Origin of the sequence: Actinomadura gamaensis (assembly GCF_042652125.1) — a bacterium.
GTDB lineage: Bacteria > Actinomycetota > Actinomycetes > Streptosporangiales > Streptosporangiaceae > Spirillospora > Spirillospora gamaensis.
In genome coordinates, this window is the sequence record NZ_JBHSIT010000001.1 from 773539 (window position 1) to 792040 (window position 18502).

An 18502-nucleotide genomic window follows, 5' to 3' on the forward strand; every position below is an offset into this window, starting at 1 on the left:
ACCGACTGGCGCTGCGTCCGGACCGAACACGAGCGCGCCGACCGGCCGAAGTGCGTGCGCCCCGGCCGGCGGCGTGCCAGTCTGGCGCTCGTCGGGCCACGCGATCCCATGGGGAGAGACGAGGAATGACGCCTGACGACACGGGAACAGCCGCGCTGGTCAAGACGCGGATCGAATATCTGGAGGAGCTCGGCGACGAGCTCGCCCGGCGGGGCCTGCGCGTGCGGCTGACCGTGCCGCGCGGTCAGGCGCCCCGCCTCCAGGTGCTGAACCCGGACGCGGCCGCCCTCACGGAGAACATCCTGGTCGAGGAGGACGCGGACGGCTGGTGGTACCGGTGGTCCTGGGGCGAGCGCCTCGCCCCGGCCGGTGCGGTGGAGAGCGCGACCGAACTCATCCGGCGCGTCCTCGCCGCACTGGACTGAACGCGCGCACGCGCGACCACCACGCGGAGCGGCCATGCGCCAACCGCATGGCCGCTCCGGACGCCTGCGCTCCCTCGCGTTCTGCCCCTCCGCTTCCGGTGGTCTTCCGGGACGTCCGGCTTCCGGACCTTATGTTGGGGCGGCGAACTTTCACTTGATCTTGATGGGCGCCGAGAGGCCTGGAAGTCCGTCCTGGTAGGGGCTGTTTCATCCCTGTTGAGCTGGCGTTACTGGATTGTTACTGCTCACAACAAATTCATCCGCCTCGAGGGGTGGCATCACCGTCGAACGCGACATAAGTTGCGGGGCACAACATTTCGCGCGACGGCAGGGGGATCCCCGCCCGGGCGCGATCCCACCCCCGATCAACCCGGCCGCGCCCGACGCGACGCGGCCACCCCAGAAAGGACCCGGGCACATGCGCAAGGGGATCATCGGCCTCGCGGCGGTCACCGCCGCGGCGGCCCTCACCCTCACCGCCTGCGGGGACGACAAGAAGGACAGCTCGTCCGGCGGATCCGACGCCGCCGCCAAGGGCAAGATCGGCGTGATCCTGCCCGACACCAAGTCCTCGGTCCGGTACGAGAGCTTCGACCGCCCGTTCCTGGAGCAGTCGTTCAAGGCCGCCGGCGTCAAGTACGACATCCAGAACGCCGAGGGCTCCACCCAGCGGTTCCAGACCATCGCCGACCAGATGATCACCAACGGCGTGACCGTGCTGGTCGTGGACGGCCTGGACTCCAACTCGGCCGCCGCCGTGCAGCGCAAGGCGCAGCAGCAGGGCGTCAAGACCATCGACTACGACCGGCTGACCCTCGGCGGCGTGTCCGACTACTACGTCTCCTTCGACAACGTGAAGGTCGGCGAGGAGCTCGGCAAGGGCCTGCAGAAGTGCCTGGGGAACAAGCAGGCCAACATCGCCTACCTGAACGGCGCGCCCACCGACAACAACGCGACCCTGTTCGCGCAGGGCGCGCACAGCGTGCTGGACAAGGTCGCGACCTACAAGAAGGTCGCCGAGCAGGCCGTCCCGGACTGGGACAACCAGAAGGCCGCCACGATCTTCGAGCAGATGCTGACCCAGCAGGGCGGCAAGATCGACGGCGTGCTCGCCGCGAACGACGGCGTGGGCAACTCCGCCATCTCGATCCTGAAGAAGAACTCGCAGGCCGGCAAGGTCCCGGTGACCGGCCAGGACGCCTCGGTGCAGGGCCTGCAGAACATCCTGGACGGCACCCAGTGCATGACCGTCTACAAGCCGGTGAAGCAGGAGGCCGACGCGGTCGCCAAGCTGGCCATCGACGTCATGAAGGGCCAGAAGGGCACCACCAACGGCACCACGCACGACCCGCAGGGCAAGCGGGACGTCCCGTCGGTGCTGCTGAACCCGATCGGCGTCTTCAAGGACAACGTCAAGCAGGTCGTGGACGACGGCTTCGTCAAGAAGGAAGAGCTGTGCAAGGGCGCCTACGCGGCCAAGTGCACGGCCGCCGGCATCCAGTGACGACCGAACGCTGAGCGGAACCCCGCGCGCGCCCGGCCCTCCCCGCCGAGGGCCGGGCGCGCGCCGGGGGGCGCACGGCGAACCCGAAGGGAATGACGTGGCAGAAAACGGCGACCCCGTCCTGCGCCTGGTCGGCGTCAACAAGAGCTTCGGCCCGGTGCACGTGCTGCACGACGTGGACTTCACGCTTCGCCAGGGCGAGGTGATGGCCCTGGTCGGCGACAACGGCGCGGGCAAGTCCACCCTGATCAAGTGCATCGCCGGGATCCACCCGATCGACTCCGGCGCGATCGAATTCGAGGGCCGCGAGGTCAAGATCGGCGGCCCCCGCGACGCCGCCGACCTCGGCATCGAGATCGTCTACCAGGATCTCGCGCTCGCTGACAATCTCGACATCGTGCAGAACATGTTCCTCGGCCGCGAGCAGCGCAAGGGCATCGTGCTCGACGAGGACGCGATGGAGGAGAAGGCCCGCGAGACGCTCGCGCGCCTGTCGGTCCGCACCGTCAAGTCCGTCCGGCAGCAGGTCTCGAGCCTGTCCGGCGGGCAGCGGCAGACCGTCGCCATCGCGAAGGCCGCGCTGTGGGACTCCAAGGTGGTCGTGCTCGACGAGCCGACCGCCGCGCTCGGCGTCGCGCAGACCCGGCAGGTCCTCGACCTGGTCCGCAGGCTCGCCGACACCGGCCACGCGGTCGTGCTGATCTCGCACAACATGAACGACGTGTTCGAGGTCGCCGACCGCATCACCGCCCTGTACCTCGGCCGGGTCGCGGCGGAGGTCAAGCGGACCGACGTCACCCACGGCCAGGTCGTGGAGCTGATCACCGCGGGCCGCTCCGGCGACCTCGGGCTCGCTCCGGCGACCGCGGCAGAGACCATCTGATAGGGGAAGCGATGTCCACCGACATCCCCAAGCTGGCGGACGCTGACTTCGCCGCCGACCGCCGCCGCCTCGACGTGCGCACCGCGGTCTCCGACTACTGGGCGCGGGTGCGCGCGGGCGAGCTCGGGGCGATCCCCGCGATCCTCGCCCTGCTGTTCCTGATCGCCCTGTTCACCGGGCTGCGTCCGGACACGTTCCTGTCCAAGGGCAACGTCGCGAACCTGTTCACGCAGGCGCTGCCGGTGACGATCCTCGCGATGGGGCTGGTCTTCGTCCTGCTCCTGGGCGAGATCGACCTCTCGGCGGGCGTGGCGAGCGGCGTGTGCGGCGCGGTCATGGCCAAGCTCATCGTCGACTCCGGACAGCCCTGGTACGTCGCGGTCATCGCGGCGATCGCGGTCGGCGTCGTCATCGGGACCGTGATCGGCTGGCTGGTGTCGGTCATCCGGATCCCGTCGTTCGTGGTGACCCTCGCGCTGTTCCTCGGCCTCCAGGGCATCACGCTGAAGCTGATCGGCAAGGGCGGCACCGTCCCCGTCCGGGACGACGTGATCGTCGCGCTGGCGAACAAGAACATGCCGATCTGGCTCGGCTGGGTGCTCGCCATCGTGGTGTCGCTCGGCTACGCCGCCAGCCAGCTCCTGCGCTGGAACCGGCAGCGGCAGCGCGGCCTGCACGGCAAGCCGGTGCAGCTCGTGGTCGCGCGCGTCGCGATCGTCGCCGCGATCCTGCTGTTCGGCACGTTCGCGCTCAGCCTCGACCGCGCGCCGAGCCCGCTGGTGACCCTCGCGGGCATCCCGTGGGGCGTGCCGCTGGTCGCGGTGCTGCTCATCATCGCGACGTTCGTGCTCGACCGCACCGCCTACGGGCGGCACATCTACGCGGTCGGCGGCAACGCCGAGGCGGCCCGCCGCGCGGGCATCAACGTGACCCGGATCCGGATGTCGGTCTTCATGATCGCCTCCGGGCTGGCCGCGGTGTCCGGCATCGTCGCGGCGTCCCGGCTGAACTCGGTCGCGACGGACGCGGGCGCGGGCAACACGCTGCTGTACGCGGTCGGCGCGGCCGTCATCGGCGGGACGAGCCTGTTCGGCGGGCGCGGACGGGCCCGGGACGCCATCCTCGGCGGCCTGGTCATCGCGATCATCGACAACGGCCTCGGCCTGCTCGGCGTGGACGCCTACGCCAACTTCCTCATCACCGGCGGCGTGCTGCTGCTGGCGGCGAGCATCGACGCGCTGTCCCGGCGGCGCCGCTCGGCCGCCGGGCGGTAGCGGGACGCACGGTGCGCTTCCGGCCGCGCCCCGGGGACCCCGCCGACGCGGATCCCCGGGGCGCGCCCGTCCCCCCTCCGGAAACGGGCGCGCGAGGCGTCCCGGACGGGACGAGCGCGGTTGCGGGGGCGGACGGCGCGGCTGCTACGCTCATCGGCCACGACCGCTCCACGCGCGCGGGCGGCGCGGCTTGGTGGGAGCCCCCCGGAATGTCACAGACCCCTGTGTTGGACCTGCGCGGCATCGACAAGAGCTTCGGGCCGGTCCGAGTTCTCCAGCAGGTCGACTTCGCCGCGTACGCGGGCGAGGTGACCGCGCTGGTCGGCGACAACGGCGCGGGCAAGACGACGCTGGTGAAGTGCATCGGCGGCATCCACCCCATCGACCGCGGCGAGTACCTGTTCGACGGGCGTCCGGTGCGTCCGGGGAGCCCGCGCGAAGCGGCCTCGCTCGGCATCGAGGTCGTCCACCAGGACCTCGCGCTCGCCGACAACCTCGACATCGTGCAGAACATGTTCCTCGGCCGCGAGCGGCGCCGGGGCATCGTGCTGGACGAGGCGGCGATGGAGGAGCTGGCCCGCCGGACGCTCGCCGAGCTGTCGGTGCGGACGATCGGCTCCGTCCGGCGCAAGGTGTCGGAGCTGTCCGGCGGGCAGCGGCAGACCGTCGCGATCGCGCGCGCCGTGCTGTGGGACTCGCGCGTCGTCGTGCTGGACGAGCCGTCCGCCGCGCTCGGCGTCGCGCAGACCCAGCAGGTGCTGGAGATCGTCCGGCGGCTGGCCGACCAGGGCCTGGCGGTCGTGCTGATCTCGCACAACATGAACGACGTGTTCGCCGTGTCGGACCGCGTCGTCGCGCTCTACCTGGGCCGCACGGTCGCGCAGGTGCGCACGGCGGACGTGACGCACGCGCAGGTGGTGGAGCTGATCACGGCCGGGCGCAGCGAGTCGCTGGGGATCACCGGATGAAGGCGGGACCGTCGCAGGAGGACATCCGGCGGCACAACCTCGGCACGCTGCTGCGGTACGTGCACGTCCGCGGGCCGGCGTCGCGCGCGACGCTGGCCGAGTCGCTCGGGCTGAACCGCAGCACGATCATGGCGCTGACGGCCGACCTCACCGCGGCCGGGCTCGTCCGGGAGGAGCTGCCGCGCAGCCCCGGACGCCGCGCCGGACGCCCCTCGCTGGTCGTGCGCCCCGAGTCCACGCTCGTCTACGTGCTGGCGTTCGACGTCGGCGTGGACCGGATCGCGGTGGCGCGGGTCGGGCTCGGCGGCGTGGTGCTCGACCGGCGCGAGTCCCCGCACGAGGGACGCGGGCCGGTCGAGCCGTCCGAGCTGGTCGGGGTGCTCGCGGGGATGGCCCGGTCGCTCGTCCGCAAGGCGGGCCGGGACGCGGTGTGCGTCGGCGCGGCGCTGGCGTTCCCCGGCATCGTCCGGCGCGGCGACGACGTGATCCGGTTCGGGCCGAACCTGCGGGTCGGGGACGTCACGCTCGGCGACATGCTGTCGCGGCGGCTCGCGCTCGGCATCCCGGTCGCGGTCGCGAACGACGCGAACCTCGGCGCGATCGCCGAGCACGAGCGCGGCGCGGGCGTCGGCTGCGACGACATGGTCTACCTGCACGGGGACGTCGGCATCGGCGGCGGCATCATCGTCGGCGGGCGGCTGCTCGGCGGGCAGGACGGCTACGGCGGCGAGATCGGCCACATGGGCGTCAACCCGGGCGGCCGGACGTGCTCGTGCGGCGCGCGCGGCTGCCTGGAGTCGGAGGTGGGGGAGCGGACGCTGCTGACGCTCGCGGGCCGCGCCGACCTGACCGGGATCACCAGCCGGGAGGCCGTCCGCACGATCGTGGACGCCGCCGACCGCGGTGACGTCGTCGCGCGCGACGCGCTGCACCAGGTCGGCACGTGGCTCGGCCGGGGCGTCGCGAACCTGGTGAACATCTTCAACCCGGGGCTGGTCGTGTTCGGCGGGACGCTGCGGGACCTCTACCTCGGGTCGGCGGCGCAGGTCCGCAGCGTCCTCGCGACGGAGGGGCTGGCCGCGCCGCGCGAACGCGTCCGGCTGCGTACGGCGCAACTCGGCGACGACGCGACGCTGGTGGGCGCGGCCGAGTTCGCCTTCGCGGACGTCCTGGAAGACCCGTTGCACGTCCTCGCGCGCCTGCGCGATCCGGAAGAGGAACCGGTCACCTCGTAGGACGGCCCAGCCGCTAGGACTCGTCAGGCGAAGCTGCCGTACGCGCCCTTGTAGAAGAGCAGCGGTTCGCCCTCGTGGTGCTTGTCGAGGTGGTGGACGCGCGCGACGACGATGACGTGGTCGCCCGCGACGTGCTCGTTCTCCACCGACACCTCGATCCAGGCGAGCGCGCCCTCGATGACGGGGCTGCCGCCGGGGGACCCGGTCCAGGTGATGTCGGCGAACTTGTCGCCGCCCTTCAGCGCCAGCCGCTTGCAGACTTCCAATTGCGGCTCGCTGAGGATGTTGATGCACAGGCGTCCGACGTCGCGCAGGCGCGGCCAGGTGGTGCTGGTGTGGGCGACGCAGAAGGCGACCAGCGGCGGGTCGAGCGAGACCGAGGTGAAGGAGTTGGCGGCCAGGCCGGTGGGCCGCCCCGTGGCGTCCTCGATGCCGGTGATCGCGACGACGCCGGTGGCGAACCGGCCGAGGACGGACCGGAACCGGGCGCCGTCGATGTCGGTGACCGCGCCGTCCGGAGCCGCGGTGATCGCACCGTCCGCCGGGGCGGTGCCGGCGGCGCCGGAGGCCGAGCCGTTGGCCGAGTGCCCGCTGGGGGATCCGTGCATGCGGCGTTCCACTCCCGGTCCGTGGGGTCGCCCGGCCGTCGCGGTCGCCGGGATCGCGGTGGCGTGTTCGGCCATCACTCCCGTTCCCTTCTCTTAGCCAAGCGCTTGCTTGGACGATAGGCGGGCCCTCTCGATACTGTCAAGCGCGCCGCATCGGACCTTCTTCCCCATCCCCACCACTTCGGGCGGAAATCCGCCCGGCGCCGGTGATAAGGTCACACAAGCGCTTGCTTGCTCACGTCTCCAGGAGGACGGCCGTGCCCGGATTCCGCGACCGGACCGCGATCGCCGGGGTGGGCTACACCCCGTTCAGCAAGGACTCCGGCGTCTCCACCCTCACCCTCGCCGCGGACGCGATCACCGCCGCGCTCGCCGACGCCGGCCTCACCGTGGACGACGTGGACGGCATCGCCACCCACCGCGTCGGCGACAGCACCCCGCCCTGGGTGGTCGCCCCGGCGCTCGGCGTCCCCGAGGTCACCTGGTACCTCGACCAGTTCGGCGGCGGCAGCGTCTCCCACTCGGTCGTCGCCCAGGCCGCGATGGCCGTCGCGTCCGGCGCGGCGGAGACGGTCGTCTGCTACCGCGCCATCAACGCGCGCTCGGAGTTCCGCATGGGCGGCACCGGACGGGCCCCCGCGCCCATCTTCGACGTCCAGTACCAGGCCCCGTACGGCTACTTCGCGCCGCCGCAGCAGTTCGCGATGTACACGCGCGCGCACATGAACCGCTACGGCACCACGCACGAACAGCTCGGCCGCATCGCCGTCCGCCAACGCGAGAACGCCGTGAAGAACCCGCGCGCCCTGAAACGCGACCCGATCACCCTGGACGACTACCTCGCGTCCCGCTGGATCGCCGAACCGCTCCGCCTCCTCGACTGCTGCCTGGAAACGGACGGCGCCTGCGCCCTCGTCATCACCTCAAGCGAGCGCGCCCGGGATCTGCGGCGTCCACCCGTCCTCATCTCGGGCGCGGCCTGGGGAGGCGGCGACAGCATGTTCTCCGGCGCGGGCTCGACCCCTTCGGGCACCGACTGGACGGTCACCGAAGCCGCCCGCCTGGCCCCCCGCCTCTACAAGATGGCGGGCATCGGCCCGTCCGAAATCGACGTGGCCGAGCTGTACGACTGCTTCACCTATTCAGTGCTCGTCCAGCTGGAGGACTACGGCTTCTGCAAGAAGGGCGAAGGCGGCCCCTACGTCGAATCCGGCGAGGGCCCGCCCGTCAACACCCACGGCGGCTTCCTGTCCGAGGGCTACGTCCACGGCATCAACCACATCGCCGAGGCCGTGTCCCAGCTCCGCGGCGACGCCGGCGACCGCCAGGTCCCGGACGCCCGGACGGCCCTCTCGACCGCCCAACCCGGTTACGTCCTGGCCGGAACCTCGGCCCTGATCCTGCGGAGCGACCAGTGATCGTGCGCCCCGAACCCGACCGCGACTCCCGCCCCTGGTGGGACGCCGTCCGCCGCCACGAACTGACCGTCCAGAAGTGCGACGACTGCTCCACGCTCCGCTTCCCACCCCGAGCCATCTGCAACAAGTGCCGCTCCCGCGCCTCGTCCTGGACGCCGGTCTCAGGCCGAGGACGCGTCTACTCCTGGATCGTCAACCACCAGCGCTTCGCCCCGTCCATGCAGACCCCGATCACGATCCTCGCCGTCCGCCTGGACGAGGGCGACGACCTGATCATGTACGGCAACCTCACCGACCCCGCCGACCTGAAAGAGGGCCTCCCCGTCGAAGCCGTCTTCACCGATCACGAAGAAACAACCCTCATCAACTGGCGCCCCCTCCCCACCGCCTAGTGGCAGCGCCTCGGTTCGCGCCGCAATACAGGAGTGACGCGGGGCTAGAGGGCGGCGAGCTTGGCTGCAAGCTTGACCGTCGGTGCCTTGTCCCGGGGGAGCCAGGCGTAGCCGTCCACTTCCTCCGCCTGGAGTGCGATCCTGGGTTCCTTCACCCAGAAGGCCCAGCGGAAGTCGGCGTGCCAGTGTTCGGGCTCTCCTTTGGACGGGTTGGCGGGGATGGTGTGGACGTCGATGTCCACCGGGGTGATGTCGTGACCAGGCGGCGAGACCGCGCCATGCCAGGAGATTCCGGTCTCCTCCTCCAGTTCGCGCAGCGCCGCGTACGGCAGAGTGTCGTCTTCCGGCTCCAGGTGGCCGCCGGGCAGCAGCCAGCGCCGGAGGGCCTTGTGCTGGATGAGAAGCAGCCGGCGGGTGTCGTCGATGACGACCGCACCGCAGGTCACGTGTCCGCCGTTGGCCTGGTCGCGCGAAATCAGGTCAGCCCCGTTCGCCAGCGCCTCGGTCAGCGGCTTGAGATGGTCGGCCTCGCCGGGATGTGCCGTCAGGTACCGGGCGACGGTCGTGCCGATCTCCATCGGATTGATGCTCATGACGTCCCATCGAAGTAGCGCAGCCAAGTCGAGGCGATCAGGCCGCGTTCGGTCGCGTCGAGTTCATGCAGACCGGGCTCGTGACCGTCGGAGGCGGCCAGCGCGCCCAGCGCCGCCAGGATCTCGGCCTGCACGAGGAAGATGAAAGCCCCCACGCTCGCGCCATGGAGGAAGTTGACGGCGTTGCCGTCGGCCAGCACGTAGAAATAGTGGCCGGTCCGGGCATACCGGGTGACGTGAGGGCCGCTGGGTGCGCGCTCGTACAAGCCGTTCAGCGCTTCAAGCTCCAGTTCGTCGTCGCTGCTGGTGACGCTGGCGATGTACGCGCCGTTGGTGACGCGTGCGAAGTCGTCCTCTTTGAGTGCCAGGTTGCCCGTGGCGCACACGATCACGCCTGCGCCGGCGATCGCCTGGGCGAGGGTTGACGCCGTCCGGAATCCCTGGGACAGGGCCTGGGTGCGTCGGACGGGGTCGGAGTCGTAGACGGTGACCCTGACATGCCGGGAGTGCAGCATCGCCGCGATCGAACGGCCCAGCTTCCCGTAGCCGATGACCGCAGCGGGGCGGCCTTGCAGGATGTCTCCGCGCGAGCGGATCAGAGCCTCGGCCGAGAACGTGACCGACTGGCCCACCAGGTAATCTTCGGGGTCCTTCAGCGGGGAGCGGGCCACACTGAACACCGGGCACGGCAGCTTGCCCAACGCCGCGTACCGCTGGTGTCCGTTCTCCGTATCCTCCACCACCCCGGCCAGGCGCCCGGAGAACCTCGCGCAGAGGTGCGCGAGGCTCGGTGCGAAGTAGCCGCCGACGTCCAGCAGCACCAGCGTCCGCCCTGCCGCCCGCGATTCCAGGTAGTCCAGCGCCCGGTCGGGGTCGGCGAACACGGACCGGTCCAACTCGTCCACGGGCACGCGGCCCGTGATCTCCCGCAGAGCGCCCGGGTTGATCGACTTCGGCTTGGGCAGCACGGCGGCGATCTCGGCCAGCCGTCCGACCGCGCGCAGGTAGGTCGGCCGCTCCGCGAGGAGGTGTGTGATCACGAGTGCCGACAGGGCAACGGTCGGCCGGTGGCGGGCGGTGGCCTTCCGGAAGAACGCCTCGGCCCGTGAGATCTCGAAGTCCTCGAGCGCTGTCAAGGGTCCACACCGATCACGCCGAACCTCCTGCTGAGCGTTACGTGCAGTTCGCTATGGAGCACGCTAGGTGCCCGGCATTCTCGGGAGCCATGGATGTGCCCGAAGTTGCCCGAGCTGCTCAGCCGAAGGCCCGGAGAGCGGCGTCCAGCAGCGCCCGGGCTCGCCTCCCATGGACCGCCAGGGCGACAAGATGGGAGAAAACCCGCATATACATGCCGACCTCGGCGGGTTCGGTGACGGTCAGGTATCCGCTGACCAGTTCCACGTTGACCCGAGTGTTGTCGAACATGACGAACGACTCGGCCGGATGCTGAAGTGACCTGTCCGCGTCCTGAGGGATGACACCCAGCGACACCGAGGGGAGCGCGGATACTTCCAGCAGGTGTCTCAGTTGGGCGGCCATCACGTCGGATGCGCCGATTCGATACCTGAGGACGGACTCCTCCACCACGAAGACGAAACGGTGATCGCCCTCGCGAAGCACGGCTTTGCGGGCCTCGCGTTCGATCAGGACCGCATCGACGTCATCGACCGGAACCTTGCGCGAGTCTCGGATGGCGGAGAGGACGGCGCGCGTGTAGGCCGAACTCTGGAGAAGGCCCGGCACCACCTTCGAGGAGTAGGCACGAAGGAGCCGAGTACTTTCGAAGATGCTTCTGACCTGGACGTTCAACGGCAACAGGCCGGTCTGCTCGGCCCGTCGCCAGTCCAGCCACATGGACTCGGCGGCTCGGAGGGCGGCGATCAGCTCCTCGGCCCGCTCACTCCCCACGCCGCACACCTGACACCACAGCCGGATGTCGTCCGGGGAGGGCGGACGCACGGCGTGCTCGATCTTGGAGATCTTCGAGCCGCCGTGCCAGCCGGCTGCGGCGGCCAAGGCGCGGCCGGACAGACCGGCGTCCTCGCGGATCTCCCGGAGCCGGTCACCCAGACGTTGACGCGCTGCCTGCGCTGAGGAGAAAGGGGAAGCAGTCACGGAACCAGTTGAGTTCGGCGGCGTTAAGGGCGGTAGTCCGCGTGGTCGATCCCGCGGTTCCAAACCGCCTCGACCGCCGCCGCGCACCGCGAGACCACCGATGGATCACCGCTCACCTCGGATCCCGCTGACTCGCCTTGGCCGGAGAAGAAGTAGAACAGGGCGATCTCGTCATCGACCACCCACAGATCGCAGCCCGGCATCAGGAGATCGAAAGTGCGCGATCGAGGCACCCACCGAATCCGCTCACCGCCCGCGACGTTCACTCTCTCCGTCACCGCGTGCTCGAAGCGGATGTAGTCGCTCACGGGCTCGGACACCACTCGCGCGCGCCGCACGCTCACGCCTCGGGCGACGGCTTCGCGGACCTGTTCCGTCCACGGCGCGTACAGGCGGAAGGTCTCCTCGCGGTCACCCTTCCGCCAGGCCACGTAGGCGGGATCATCGGGCAGGTAGACGTCGCGCAGTTCCAGTTTCAGAGCGGACCGCCGGCACTTCTTCAACAGGTCGCTGAACGACGTCGGGATGGGACGCGAGGAACTCACGGACGACCTCCATGACGATCACCGCGGCGTGGGGCGGCAGAGCGACGACGGACTCGCCGGGCAACATCGGGCTGTGCGCGGCGACCTCGGACAGGATTGCGGGAGCGGTCACTGCGTTGCCCCGGAAGTAGAACCGTTCGGTCGCCGCGTCCCAGTGAGCCGCCGAACGTCGATCCACTGCGTCGGCCACGATCTCATCATGAGTCCCGACGCACTCGCGCGCAGCCTCCAGGATGATGGCCGCCATACGCGGCGGAAGGGAGACGACGGCTTCGACCGGTGACCTGCGACCGGCCATGCCCGTCTCCGTGGGCAGCTCAACGGCGGTGACCGTGTCTCCCTGGAAGTAGAGGTGCTCGGCCGCAGGGTCCCAGAAGACCGCCGGACATTGGTCTGTCGGATTGCCCTTGCCATAGAAGCGTAGCGCCATCGAGCCCTCCCCAGCGGTTCTGTCGCGGATCGCTTACCTAGCGTCACGTCCCGAAAGAGGCAGGAGCAAGAGGCAGGCCTACGTCCTGAACAGCACGAAAGTGTGGCGGTGGAGGGCGTTCCAGACGTCAGCCCTGGCCCCGCAACGCGTGGGTGAGCGCGCGCCAGCCGGGACGGGAGATGCTCAGATGGCCGTTGCCGGGGTTCTTGGAGTCGCGAATCAAGACCGCCGGCTCCGCCGCCGCCACCTCAACGCAGTTCTCACCATCTCCGCTGTGGACGGACTTGTGCCACGCGGGAGCGACCTCGACGCAGTTCTCGCCAGAGGTGCTGTAGGACGACTTGTGCCAGGTCGCAGCCACTTCCACGCAGTTCTCACTGCCTCCGCTGTAGGACGACTTGCGCCAGAAGTTCGTCTCAGAGCTCAAGGGAGACCTCCTTGATGAGCTGGCTCAGCAGCTCTTGAGTGCTCTCGGGAGAGAGGGCCAAATCGAACAGTCTGTTGAACTGGAGCCTAGCCTGTTCGACTTCCGGCTCACCTTCAAGGTAGAGATCTCCTCCTGATGATTCGATGTAGGCGATGTCGGAGTAGATCTCCGGGTCGAAGCTCAGGATGGTGCAGGAGCCGTCCAGTCCTGGGTGAGAACCGGCGGAGAAGGCGATCACGCGCAGGTCGATATTGGGGCGTTTCGAGTCAACGAGCAGGGACTCCAACTGTGCTCGCATGACCTGGCCTCCTCCATGGAGCCTGCGCAGAGCACCTTCGTCGACGACGAGAGACAACGCCGGGGCATGTGGGCGGCTTAGAATCGCGCGGCGGGCCATTCGGGCGGCCACGCGCCGATCCAGTTCCGGCGTGTCCTCGCCACGGATCGCCTTCGTGACGCTGCGCGCGTAGTCAGGCGTCTGCAGGAGGCCCGGTACCAGTTGCGGTTCCCAGCTGCGGATGCGGGTTGCTTCGTCCTCCAGTGACAAGAACGTCCCGGAGAAGATATCGCGGTAGGCGGTCCACCAACCGCGCTTCCAAGCGTCCTTGGACAACTGGAGGAGTGCTTCGCGCTGAGGGCTGGAGACGCCGTATAGATCGAGTAGCTCGTTCAAATCGTGGGGGCTCAGCTTGGAGAGCGCCTTCTCGATGCGCATGATCTTCTGCTGGCTCCAGCCGAGCCGCTTGCCGACGTCCGCCGGCATGAGGTTCGCCCGGAGGCGCAGGTCGTGCAGCTCTCGGGCCAGGCGACGACCGCGGACGGTGGGATTGTGAGCTCCTGGCATGGCGTCAGTCTGGCGCGTTAACAAGATCCTTCTAGGATTTTCGCGGAATTACTGACTCGATTTGGCATTCCATATTGTGATCATGGAATTTCCGGTTCACCATGGCCTGGTGACGCACTGGAGTCGAGCCAGTACACATTGTCCGAATAGGGGCGCGTCGGCCCTCGCTGGCTCGGGCGCGTCGGTGAGACTCCGGCCCACCTTCCCGGTGGCTCGGTGAAGCCGCCGCGCGGCCGGGTGCAGGAGTCACGGCCCGCCCGGCCGCGCGGCTTCCACCTCCTGGAAGGAGGCAAGGTGAGCATACGCATCGCGAGTCTTGGCCCGCCCGGTTCTGCGGGATATGCGTCGCAGAATGTGCCCGCGAGCGGACGTTCCGTCGCCGTCAGCGGGTCGCCGCAGGGTGTCGCGCGGGCCGAGATGGAGCGGGAACGCTCCGCCGTCGCCGCTGTTCAGGCTCGTCATCCCGGGGCCATGGTGTGGTTCGGAGCGCATACCGGACGCTGGTGGGCCGTCCTCGGCGGGTGCTTGGTCGAGGCCGACGATCCTGCGGGATTGGCGCGTGCTTTCGACATCATCGCGCCCGAGGTGCGGCGGCGTGGGAGCGGTGGCCGGAATGGGCGCTGAGTTCATGGCGCTCGAACGCCTGGGGACGGCCACGTTCGCGTCCGAGGCCGCGCAGGTGGCGGCGGCGCGACGCTGGGTTCTCGAAGCGGTCGGGCGGGCGCATCCCGCTGCGGACGACTGCGTCCTGCTCGTCTCCGAGGTCTTCACCAACGCGTTGCGGTACGGCGCGGGTGACAGCATCGAGGTCGGCGCGTTCGCCGACGCTCAGGCCGTCCGCGTCGAGGTGGTGGACGGCGGCGGCGACACCTTGCCGCACCTCGTCGATGATCCGTGCGGCGAGAACGGTCGGGGCTTGCCGATCATCCGGGCGCTCGCCGCCGACTGGGGATGCGAACGTCTCGGTGACGGGCGTCTGTGCGTCTGGTTCGTGGTGGAGGCGAACTGAGGACCGTCGGCGAGTCGCGGGGCGGCTCGCCGACGGTCAGGCGCGGGCGGCTGCGGCCCGGCGGTGGAGGGTCGGTTTGTCGATCTTGCCGTTCGCGTTCACGGGCAGGGCGTCCACCGGGACGACGCGGCGGGGGACCTTGTAGTTCGACATGTTGTCGCGGGCCCAGGCGATGATCGCGTCCGGGTCGGCCTTCTCGCCGGGCGGCGGGACGACGTAGGCCCAGCCCACTTCGCCCTGCTGGTCGTCGGGGACGCCGATCACGGCGACCTGGGCGACCTGCGGGCAGCTCAGAAGGAGACCCTCGATCTCCGCCGGGTAGGCGTTGAAGCCGGAGACGATGAACATCTCTTTCTTGCGATCGACGATCGCCACGTTGCCGGCGTCGTCGATGACGCCGATGTCGCCGGTGTGCAGCCACCCGTCAGGGTCGATGACCTCGGCCGTCCTGTCCGGGTCATCCCAGTAGCCGCGCATCACGCCGTAGCCGCCGACCAGGATCTCGCCGGGTTCGCCCGGAGCGAGATCGTTGCCGTCGTCGTCCACGACGCGCACCGAGACGCCCGGGACGGGACGGCCCGTCGAACCGGCGATGACCTCCACCGGGTCCTCGGGACGGGTCATGGAGACGACCGTGCCCTCCATGAGGCCGTAGGCGTTGATCATGCGCTCGATGCCGACGCGGTCGACCAGGCGGCGGATCAGCTCGGGCGGTACGGCGGCGGCACCGCAGATCAGGACGCGCAGGGACGACACGTCGCGGCCGTCCAGCTCGTCCAGGATCTTGAAGAACATCGGCGGCGCGCCCGCCAGGATGCTCACCCGGTTCTCCTCGATCAGGTCGAGGAGGCGGGCCGGGTCGAACAGGGCGATCGGCATCATCGTGGCGCGGCGCAGGACGCAGGCGAGCAGGCCCGCGTTGATCCCGAAGCCGTGCGAGAACGGCGCGATGATCGGATAACGATCGCCCTCCCGCAGGGTGACGATCTCGGCCCAGTCCCAGTAGCCGCGCAGAAGCTGCGAGTGGTGCAGCATGACGCCCTTCGGCGTGCCCGTCGTGCCGGACGTCGCCATGATCGAGGCGATGTCGTCCTGGCCGACCGCGGCGGCCCGCTCCTCGGCCTCCGCTCGGGAGATCTTCTCTCCGGCGGTCAGGAAGTCGTGCCAGGACATGGCTCCCGCGGGCGGCTCGCCCTCGCCCAGGACGACGCGGTGGCGCAGGTCGGGCAGGTCGGCGTCCGCGATCATGCCGAGGTAGGACGCGCCCATGAAGCCCTCGGCGGCCAGGAGCGCCGTCGCGCCGACCTTGGCGAGCTGGGCCGCCGCCTCCAGGCCCTTGAAGCGGGTGGACACGGGGGCGATGATCGCGCCGGCGTCCCAGATGCCGTAGGCGGCGACGACGAAGTCCGGGGTGTTGGGTGCCCAGACCGCGACCCGGTCACCCGGCCGGACGCCGAGCGCGATCAGCGAGCGGGCCACCTCGGACGCGCGTTCCGCCAGCTCGCCCAGGGTGAGCCGGACGTCCCCGGCGACCACCGCCTCGACCGCCGGGTGGTTCGCGGCCTGGTCGCGCAGCATCCGCGGGATCGTGCCCCAGGCCGGGACGGGCTCAAGGTCCATCAGACCCCCAGCGCGGAGCGGTCGCGGCCGAGGTGGTGGCCGCGGGCGTCGGTGACGGTGCCGGGACCGCGGGTCTCGGCGACCTCGTCCGCGACGACGACCTCGATCGAGACCGGCGTGAGCGCGTAGAGGGCCTGGGCGACGCGTCCCTTCCACATCGGGTTCTTGACGAGCGTGTCGCGGTTGAACCGGACGTGCAGCGCGGCGGCGTCGAGGGTACCTTCGCGGGTGATCTTCAGGTCCCAGGTCGCGATGCCGTCGATCTTCGACAGCGCCGCCTCGATCTTCGGGACCGACAGCCAGCGGCCCCGGACCAGGACGTGTTCGCCCGCGGTATGCGTCGGCGCTGGAATGCCCTGCTCGCCGCCGGAGAGCCGCACCGCATGGCCGGTGCGACGGATCTCATCGCCCGCGAAGACGACCAGCTCGGCGAGCCCGGCATCGTAGGGCGCGTCCAGGACGATGTCCTTGTCGAGCGGAGCCAGCCCGAGCAGGCCGTCCCGGACGGGCGTCAGCGCCTTTTCGGACGGCTTCCGCTGCGCGATCGGGACGCCCAGGAACGGGTCGGCGTACAGCTCTCGGACGTCCGCCTCGAACTCGGCGGCGAGCTGCGCGGCCGTGTTCGGCGACGGGATCTCGCCGACGATCAGGATGTGGTCCAGCTCCAGATCGAGCGGATCGAGCAGGAATTCCAGGTGCAGCCGGGCGAGGAAGTCCATGGCTCCGGTCGGCGTGATGATCAGCGTCGTCGCGCCGACCGACTCCAGCGCGGAGTGCAGGCGCAGACGCCCCCGTGCCCCGACTGAGGCGGACGCGGCGGCGACGGACGCGGCGGCCCGCGCGATCAGCGATCCGCTCGGCTCGCCGTCGTCGTTCAGCGCGACGACCACCCGGTCGGACGGCCCGATCCCGGCGGCGCGCAGCGTCTCGGCGGCCGGCTCGACCGCGTCGTCCGGGAGCGGCACCACCAGGTCGCCCTCGGACGAGACCGCGAGCGGCCCGCGCGCGTTTCGGCCGGCCGGGAAACCGTGCCTGGTCAGCCAGCGGCTCACTGCGCGACCTCCTGCATGAAGAGCTTCATCGAGTTGCACACGTGCTCGTGCCCGAGCCCGCCGACCTGCGCCTGGAGGATCAGGTCGGTCGCCCCGGCCGCCTCGATCGCCTCGACGGCCTTCCGCGAGCCCGCCACGTCGTCGATGACGACCATGGTCTGCTCGCGCAGCACGGCCATCGCCTCGTCCGGCGGCATCCCGACCGCCTGCTGGCCGAGGACGCGGTGGGTGGCGTGCCGGGCGTCGGTGTAGCCGGGCGGCGCGACCAGGTTGATCTGGCGGCGCAGGTACCACAGGACGGGGTCGGCGGCGGTGTCCACGGCCTCCTGCTGCGTCGGCGCGACGTACCAGGGGATCATCAGCGCGATCCGCCGGGACTCGGGGTCGAACCCGTTGTCGGCCAGGCACTCCTTGTACTTGGCGATGTCGGCGGCGACGTCGTCCAGGCCCTTGAGCATCGTCATGCCGAGCAGGTTGTAGCCCTGCTTGGCGGCGGCGAGGTAGCCGTCCAGGGACGTCGAGGCCACCCACACCGGCGGATGCGGATCCTGGACGGGACGCGGGTAGACGCCCACGTCCGGGATCTCGAAGAACTCGCCGCTCCTGGTCACCGGCGCGCCGTCCGCCTCCCAGATCGCGAGGACGGCCTCCAGGTGCTCCTCCCAGAGCTTGCGCGACTGCTCGAACGGCCGCTGGAACGCCTGGTACTCCAGCGGGGACGCGCCGCGCCCGGTGCCGAACTCGACCCGTCCGTTCGAGATCACGTCCAGCGTGGCGACCCGCTCGGCGGTGCGGATCGGGGACTGGAACGGCAGCAGCACCACGCCGAGGCCGAGGTGGATCCGCTCGGTCCGCTGCGAGATCCCGGCCAGCACCAGGTCCGGCGCGGACGAGTGGGAGAAGCCCCGGGTGAAGTGGTGCTCGACGAACCAGGCGGTGTCGTAGCCGAGCTGGTCGGCCAGCACCACCTGCTCCATGACGTTGTGGAACGCCTGCCGCTCCACCTCGCGGGAGCGACCGCGCACCTCAAGTTCGTAGCCAAGGCTGACCCGTAGCGACGTCATGGAGCCTCCGTGCCGTTTCAGGCTGAGTTCGAGCGACCTGCTGTGCTGACATGTGAAATATAACCAAGCGCTCGCTTGGGATGCTAGTCAGTGCAG

General features: G+C 70.0%; 21 protein-coding genes. 10 read left to right on the plus strand and 11 right to left on the minus strand.

Translation table 11 applies throughout. The features are described 5' to 3' along the window. Window positions 1–125: 125 nt before the first annotated feature. The 6 genes from ACFPCY_RS03605 (at window position 126) to ACFPCY_RS03630 (ending at window position 6289) form a co-directional block, all read left to right on the plus strand. On the plus strand, window positions 126–425 hold the full coding sequence (locus ACFPCY_RS03605; RefSeq protein WP_378252097.1) for a hypothetical protein: 300 nt from the start codon (window positions 126–128) through the stop codon (window positions 423–425). A gap of 418 nt (window positions 426–843) precedes the next feature. Next, the gene (locus ACFPCY_RS03610; RefSeq protein ID WP_378252098.1) at window positions 844–1929 is read left to right on the plus strand and encodes a sugar ABC transporter substrate-binding protein; all 1086 of its coding nucleotides are present in this window, start codon (window positions 844–846) and stop codon (window positions 1927–1929) included. Between the two features lie 97 nt (window positions 1930–2026). Then, on the plus strand, window positions 2027–2812 hold the full coding sequence (locus ACFPCY_RS03615) for an ATP-binding cassette domain-containing protein (protein WP_378252099.1): 786 nt from the start codon (window positions 2027–2029) through the stop codon (window positions 2810–2812). A gap of 11 nt (window positions 2813–2823) precedes the next feature. After that, entirely contained in the window at window positions 2824–4086 is a 1263-nt protein-coding gene (locus ACFPCY_RS03620) for a sugar ABC transporter permease (RefSeq protein ID WP_378252100.1), read from the plus strand. 209 nt (window positions 4087–4295) lie between these two features. Beyond that, on the plus strand, window positions 4296–5054 hold the full coding sequence (locus tag ACFPCY_RS03625) for an ATP-binding cassette domain-containing protein (RefSeq protein ID WP_378252101.1): 759 nt from the start codon (window positions 4296–4298) through the stop codon (window positions 5052–5054). Beyond that, the gene (locus tag ACFPCY_RS03630) at window positions 5051–6289 is read left to right on the plus strand and encodes an ROK family transcriptional regulator (RefSeq protein WP_378252102.1); all 1239 of its coding nucleotides are present in this window, start codon (window positions 5051–5053) and stop codon (window positions 6287–6289) included. The genes ACFPCY_RS03625 and ACFPCY_RS03630 overlap by 4 nt, the downstream gene beginning before the upstream one ends. A 23-nt stretch (window positions 6290–6312) precedes the next feature. On the opposite strand, the gene ACFPCY_RS03635 is transcribed toward ACFPCY_RS03630, so the two are convergent. Further along, window positions 6313–6897, minus strand: a complete 585-nt coding sequence (locus ACFPCY_RS03635; protein WP_378252103.1) for a flavin reductase family protein — start codon at window positions 6895–6897, stop codon at window positions 6313–6315. Between the two features lie 257 nt (window positions 6898–7154). On the opposite strand from ACFPCY_RS03635, the gene ACFPCY_RS03640 reads away from it, so the two are divergent. Together ACFPCY_RS03640 and ACFPCY_RS03645 are read left to right on the plus strand one after the other, a co-directional pair. Beyond that, complete coding sequence (locus tag ACFPCY_RS03640) at window positions 7155–8315, plus strand: thiolase C-terminal domain-containing protein (RefSeq protein WP_378252104.1); 1161 nt, start codon at window positions 7155–7157, stop codon at window positions 8313–8315. Further along, entirely contained in the window at window positions 8312–8707 is a 396-nt protein-coding gene (locus ACFPCY_RS03645; protein ID WP_378252105.1) for a Zn-ribbon domain-containing OB-fold protein, read from the plus strand. The genes ACFPCY_RS03640 and ACFPCY_RS03645 overlap by 4 nt, the downstream gene beginning before the upstream one ends. Window positions 8708–8751: 44 nt before the next feature. Here ACFPCY_RS03645 and ACFPCY_RS03650 read toward each other — a convergent pair whose 3' ends face one another. The 7 genes from ACFPCY_RS03650 to ACFPCY_RS03680 all read right to left on the minus strand — a co-directional run bounded on the left by ACFPCY_RS03650 (window position 8752) and on the right by ACFPCY_RS03680 (window position 13661). Next, window positions 8752–9300 (minus strand): NUDIX hydrolase, encoded by a 549-nt coding sequence (locus ACFPCY_RS03650; RefSeq protein ID WP_378252106.1) that lies wholly within the window; start codon window positions 9298–9300, stop codon window positions 8752–8754. Beyond that, window positions 9297–10436, minus strand: a complete 1140-nt coding sequence (locus ACFPCY_RS03655; RefSeq protein WP_378252107.1) for an adenosylhomocysteinase — start codon at window positions 10434–10436, stop codon at window positions 9297–9299. The genes ACFPCY_RS03650 and ACFPCY_RS03655 overlap by 4 nt, the downstream gene beginning before the upstream one ends. A 118-nt stretch (window positions 10437–10554) precedes the next feature. Beyond that, window positions 10555–11415 carry a helix-turn-helix domain-containing protein gene (locus tag ACFPCY_RS03660; protein WP_378252574.1) on the minus strand — a complete coding sequence of 287 codons (861 nt, stop codon included), beginning with the start codon at window positions 11413–11415 and terminating at the stop codon, window positions 10555–10557. 23 nt (window positions 11416–11438) lie between these two features. Further along, window positions 11439–11960: a DUF6879 family protein gene (locus tag ACFPCY_RS03665; protein WP_378252108.1), complete on the minus strand. Its 522-nt coding sequence runs from the start codon at window positions 11958–11960 to the stop codon at window positions 11439–11441. Then, the gene (locus ACFPCY_RS03670; protein ID WP_378252594.1) at window positions 11857–12390 is read right to left on the minus strand and encodes a hypothetical protein; all 534 of its coding nucleotides are present in this window, start codon (window positions 12388–12390) and stop codon (window positions 11857–11859) included. The genes ACFPCY_RS03665 and ACFPCY_RS03670 overlap by 104 nt, the downstream gene beginning before the upstream one ends. Window positions 12391–12517: 127 nt before the next feature. Further along, on the minus strand, window positions 12518–12817 hold the full coding sequence (locus ACFPCY_RS03675) for a DUF397 domain-containing protein (protein WP_378252109.1): 300 nt from the start codon (window positions 12815–12817) through the stop codon (window positions 12518–12520). Continuing rightward, entirely contained in the window at window positions 12807–13661 is an 855-nt protein-coding gene (locus ACFPCY_RS03680; protein ID WP_378252110.1) for a helix-turn-helix domain-containing protein, read from the minus strand. The genes ACFPCY_RS03675 and ACFPCY_RS03680 overlap by 11 nt, the downstream gene beginning before the upstream one ends. A gap of 294 nt (window positions 13662–13955) precedes the next feature. Between ACFPCY_RS03680 and ACFPCY_RS03685 the strand changes: the two genes are divergently transcribed. Both ACFPCY_RS03685 and ACFPCY_RS03690 read left to right on the plus strand, forming a co-directional pair. After that, window positions 13956–14285 (plus strand): hypothetical protein, encoded by a 330-nt coding sequence (locus ACFPCY_RS03685; protein WP_378252111.1) that lies wholly within the window; start codon window positions 13956–13958, stop codon window positions 14283–14285. Further along, entirely contained in the window at window positions 14275–14670 is a 396-nt protein-coding gene (locus tag ACFPCY_RS03690) for an ATP-binding protein (protein ID WP_378252112.1), read from the plus strand. Before ACFPCY_RS03685 ends, ACFPCY_RS03690 begins: the two co-directional genes overlap by 11 nt. A gap of 36 nt (window positions 14671–14706) precedes the next feature. Here the strand turns inward: ACFPCY_RS03690 and ACFPCY_RS03695 are convergent, their stop codons facing one another. Genes ACFPCY_RS03695 through ACFPCY_RS03705 form a run of 3 tightly spaced genes read right to left on the minus strand, consistent with a single transcriptional unit; the run spans window position 14707 to window position 18406 of the window. Next, complete coding sequence (locus ACFPCY_RS03695) at window positions 14707–16290, minus strand: AMP-binding protein (RefSeq protein ID WP_378252113.1); 1584 nt, start codon at window positions 16288–16290, stop codon at window positions 14707–14709. Then, window positions 16290–17342, minus strand: coding sequence for a hypothetical protein (locus ACFPCY_RS03700; RefSeq protein ID WP_378252114.1), 1053 nt, complete (start codon window positions 17340–17342; stop codon window positions 16290–16292). The genes ACFPCY_RS03695 and ACFPCY_RS03700 overlap by 1 nt, the downstream gene beginning before the upstream one ends. Beyond that, window positions 17339–18406 (minus strand): LLM class flavin-dependent oxidoreductase, encoded by a 1068-nt coding sequence (locus ACFPCY_RS03705; RefSeq protein ID WP_378252115.1) that lies wholly within the window; start codon window positions 18404–18406, stop codon window positions 17339–17341. The genes ACFPCY_RS03700 and ACFPCY_RS03705 overlap by 4 nt, the downstream gene beginning before the upstream one ends. Window positions 18407–18502 lie beyond the last annotated feature (96 nt).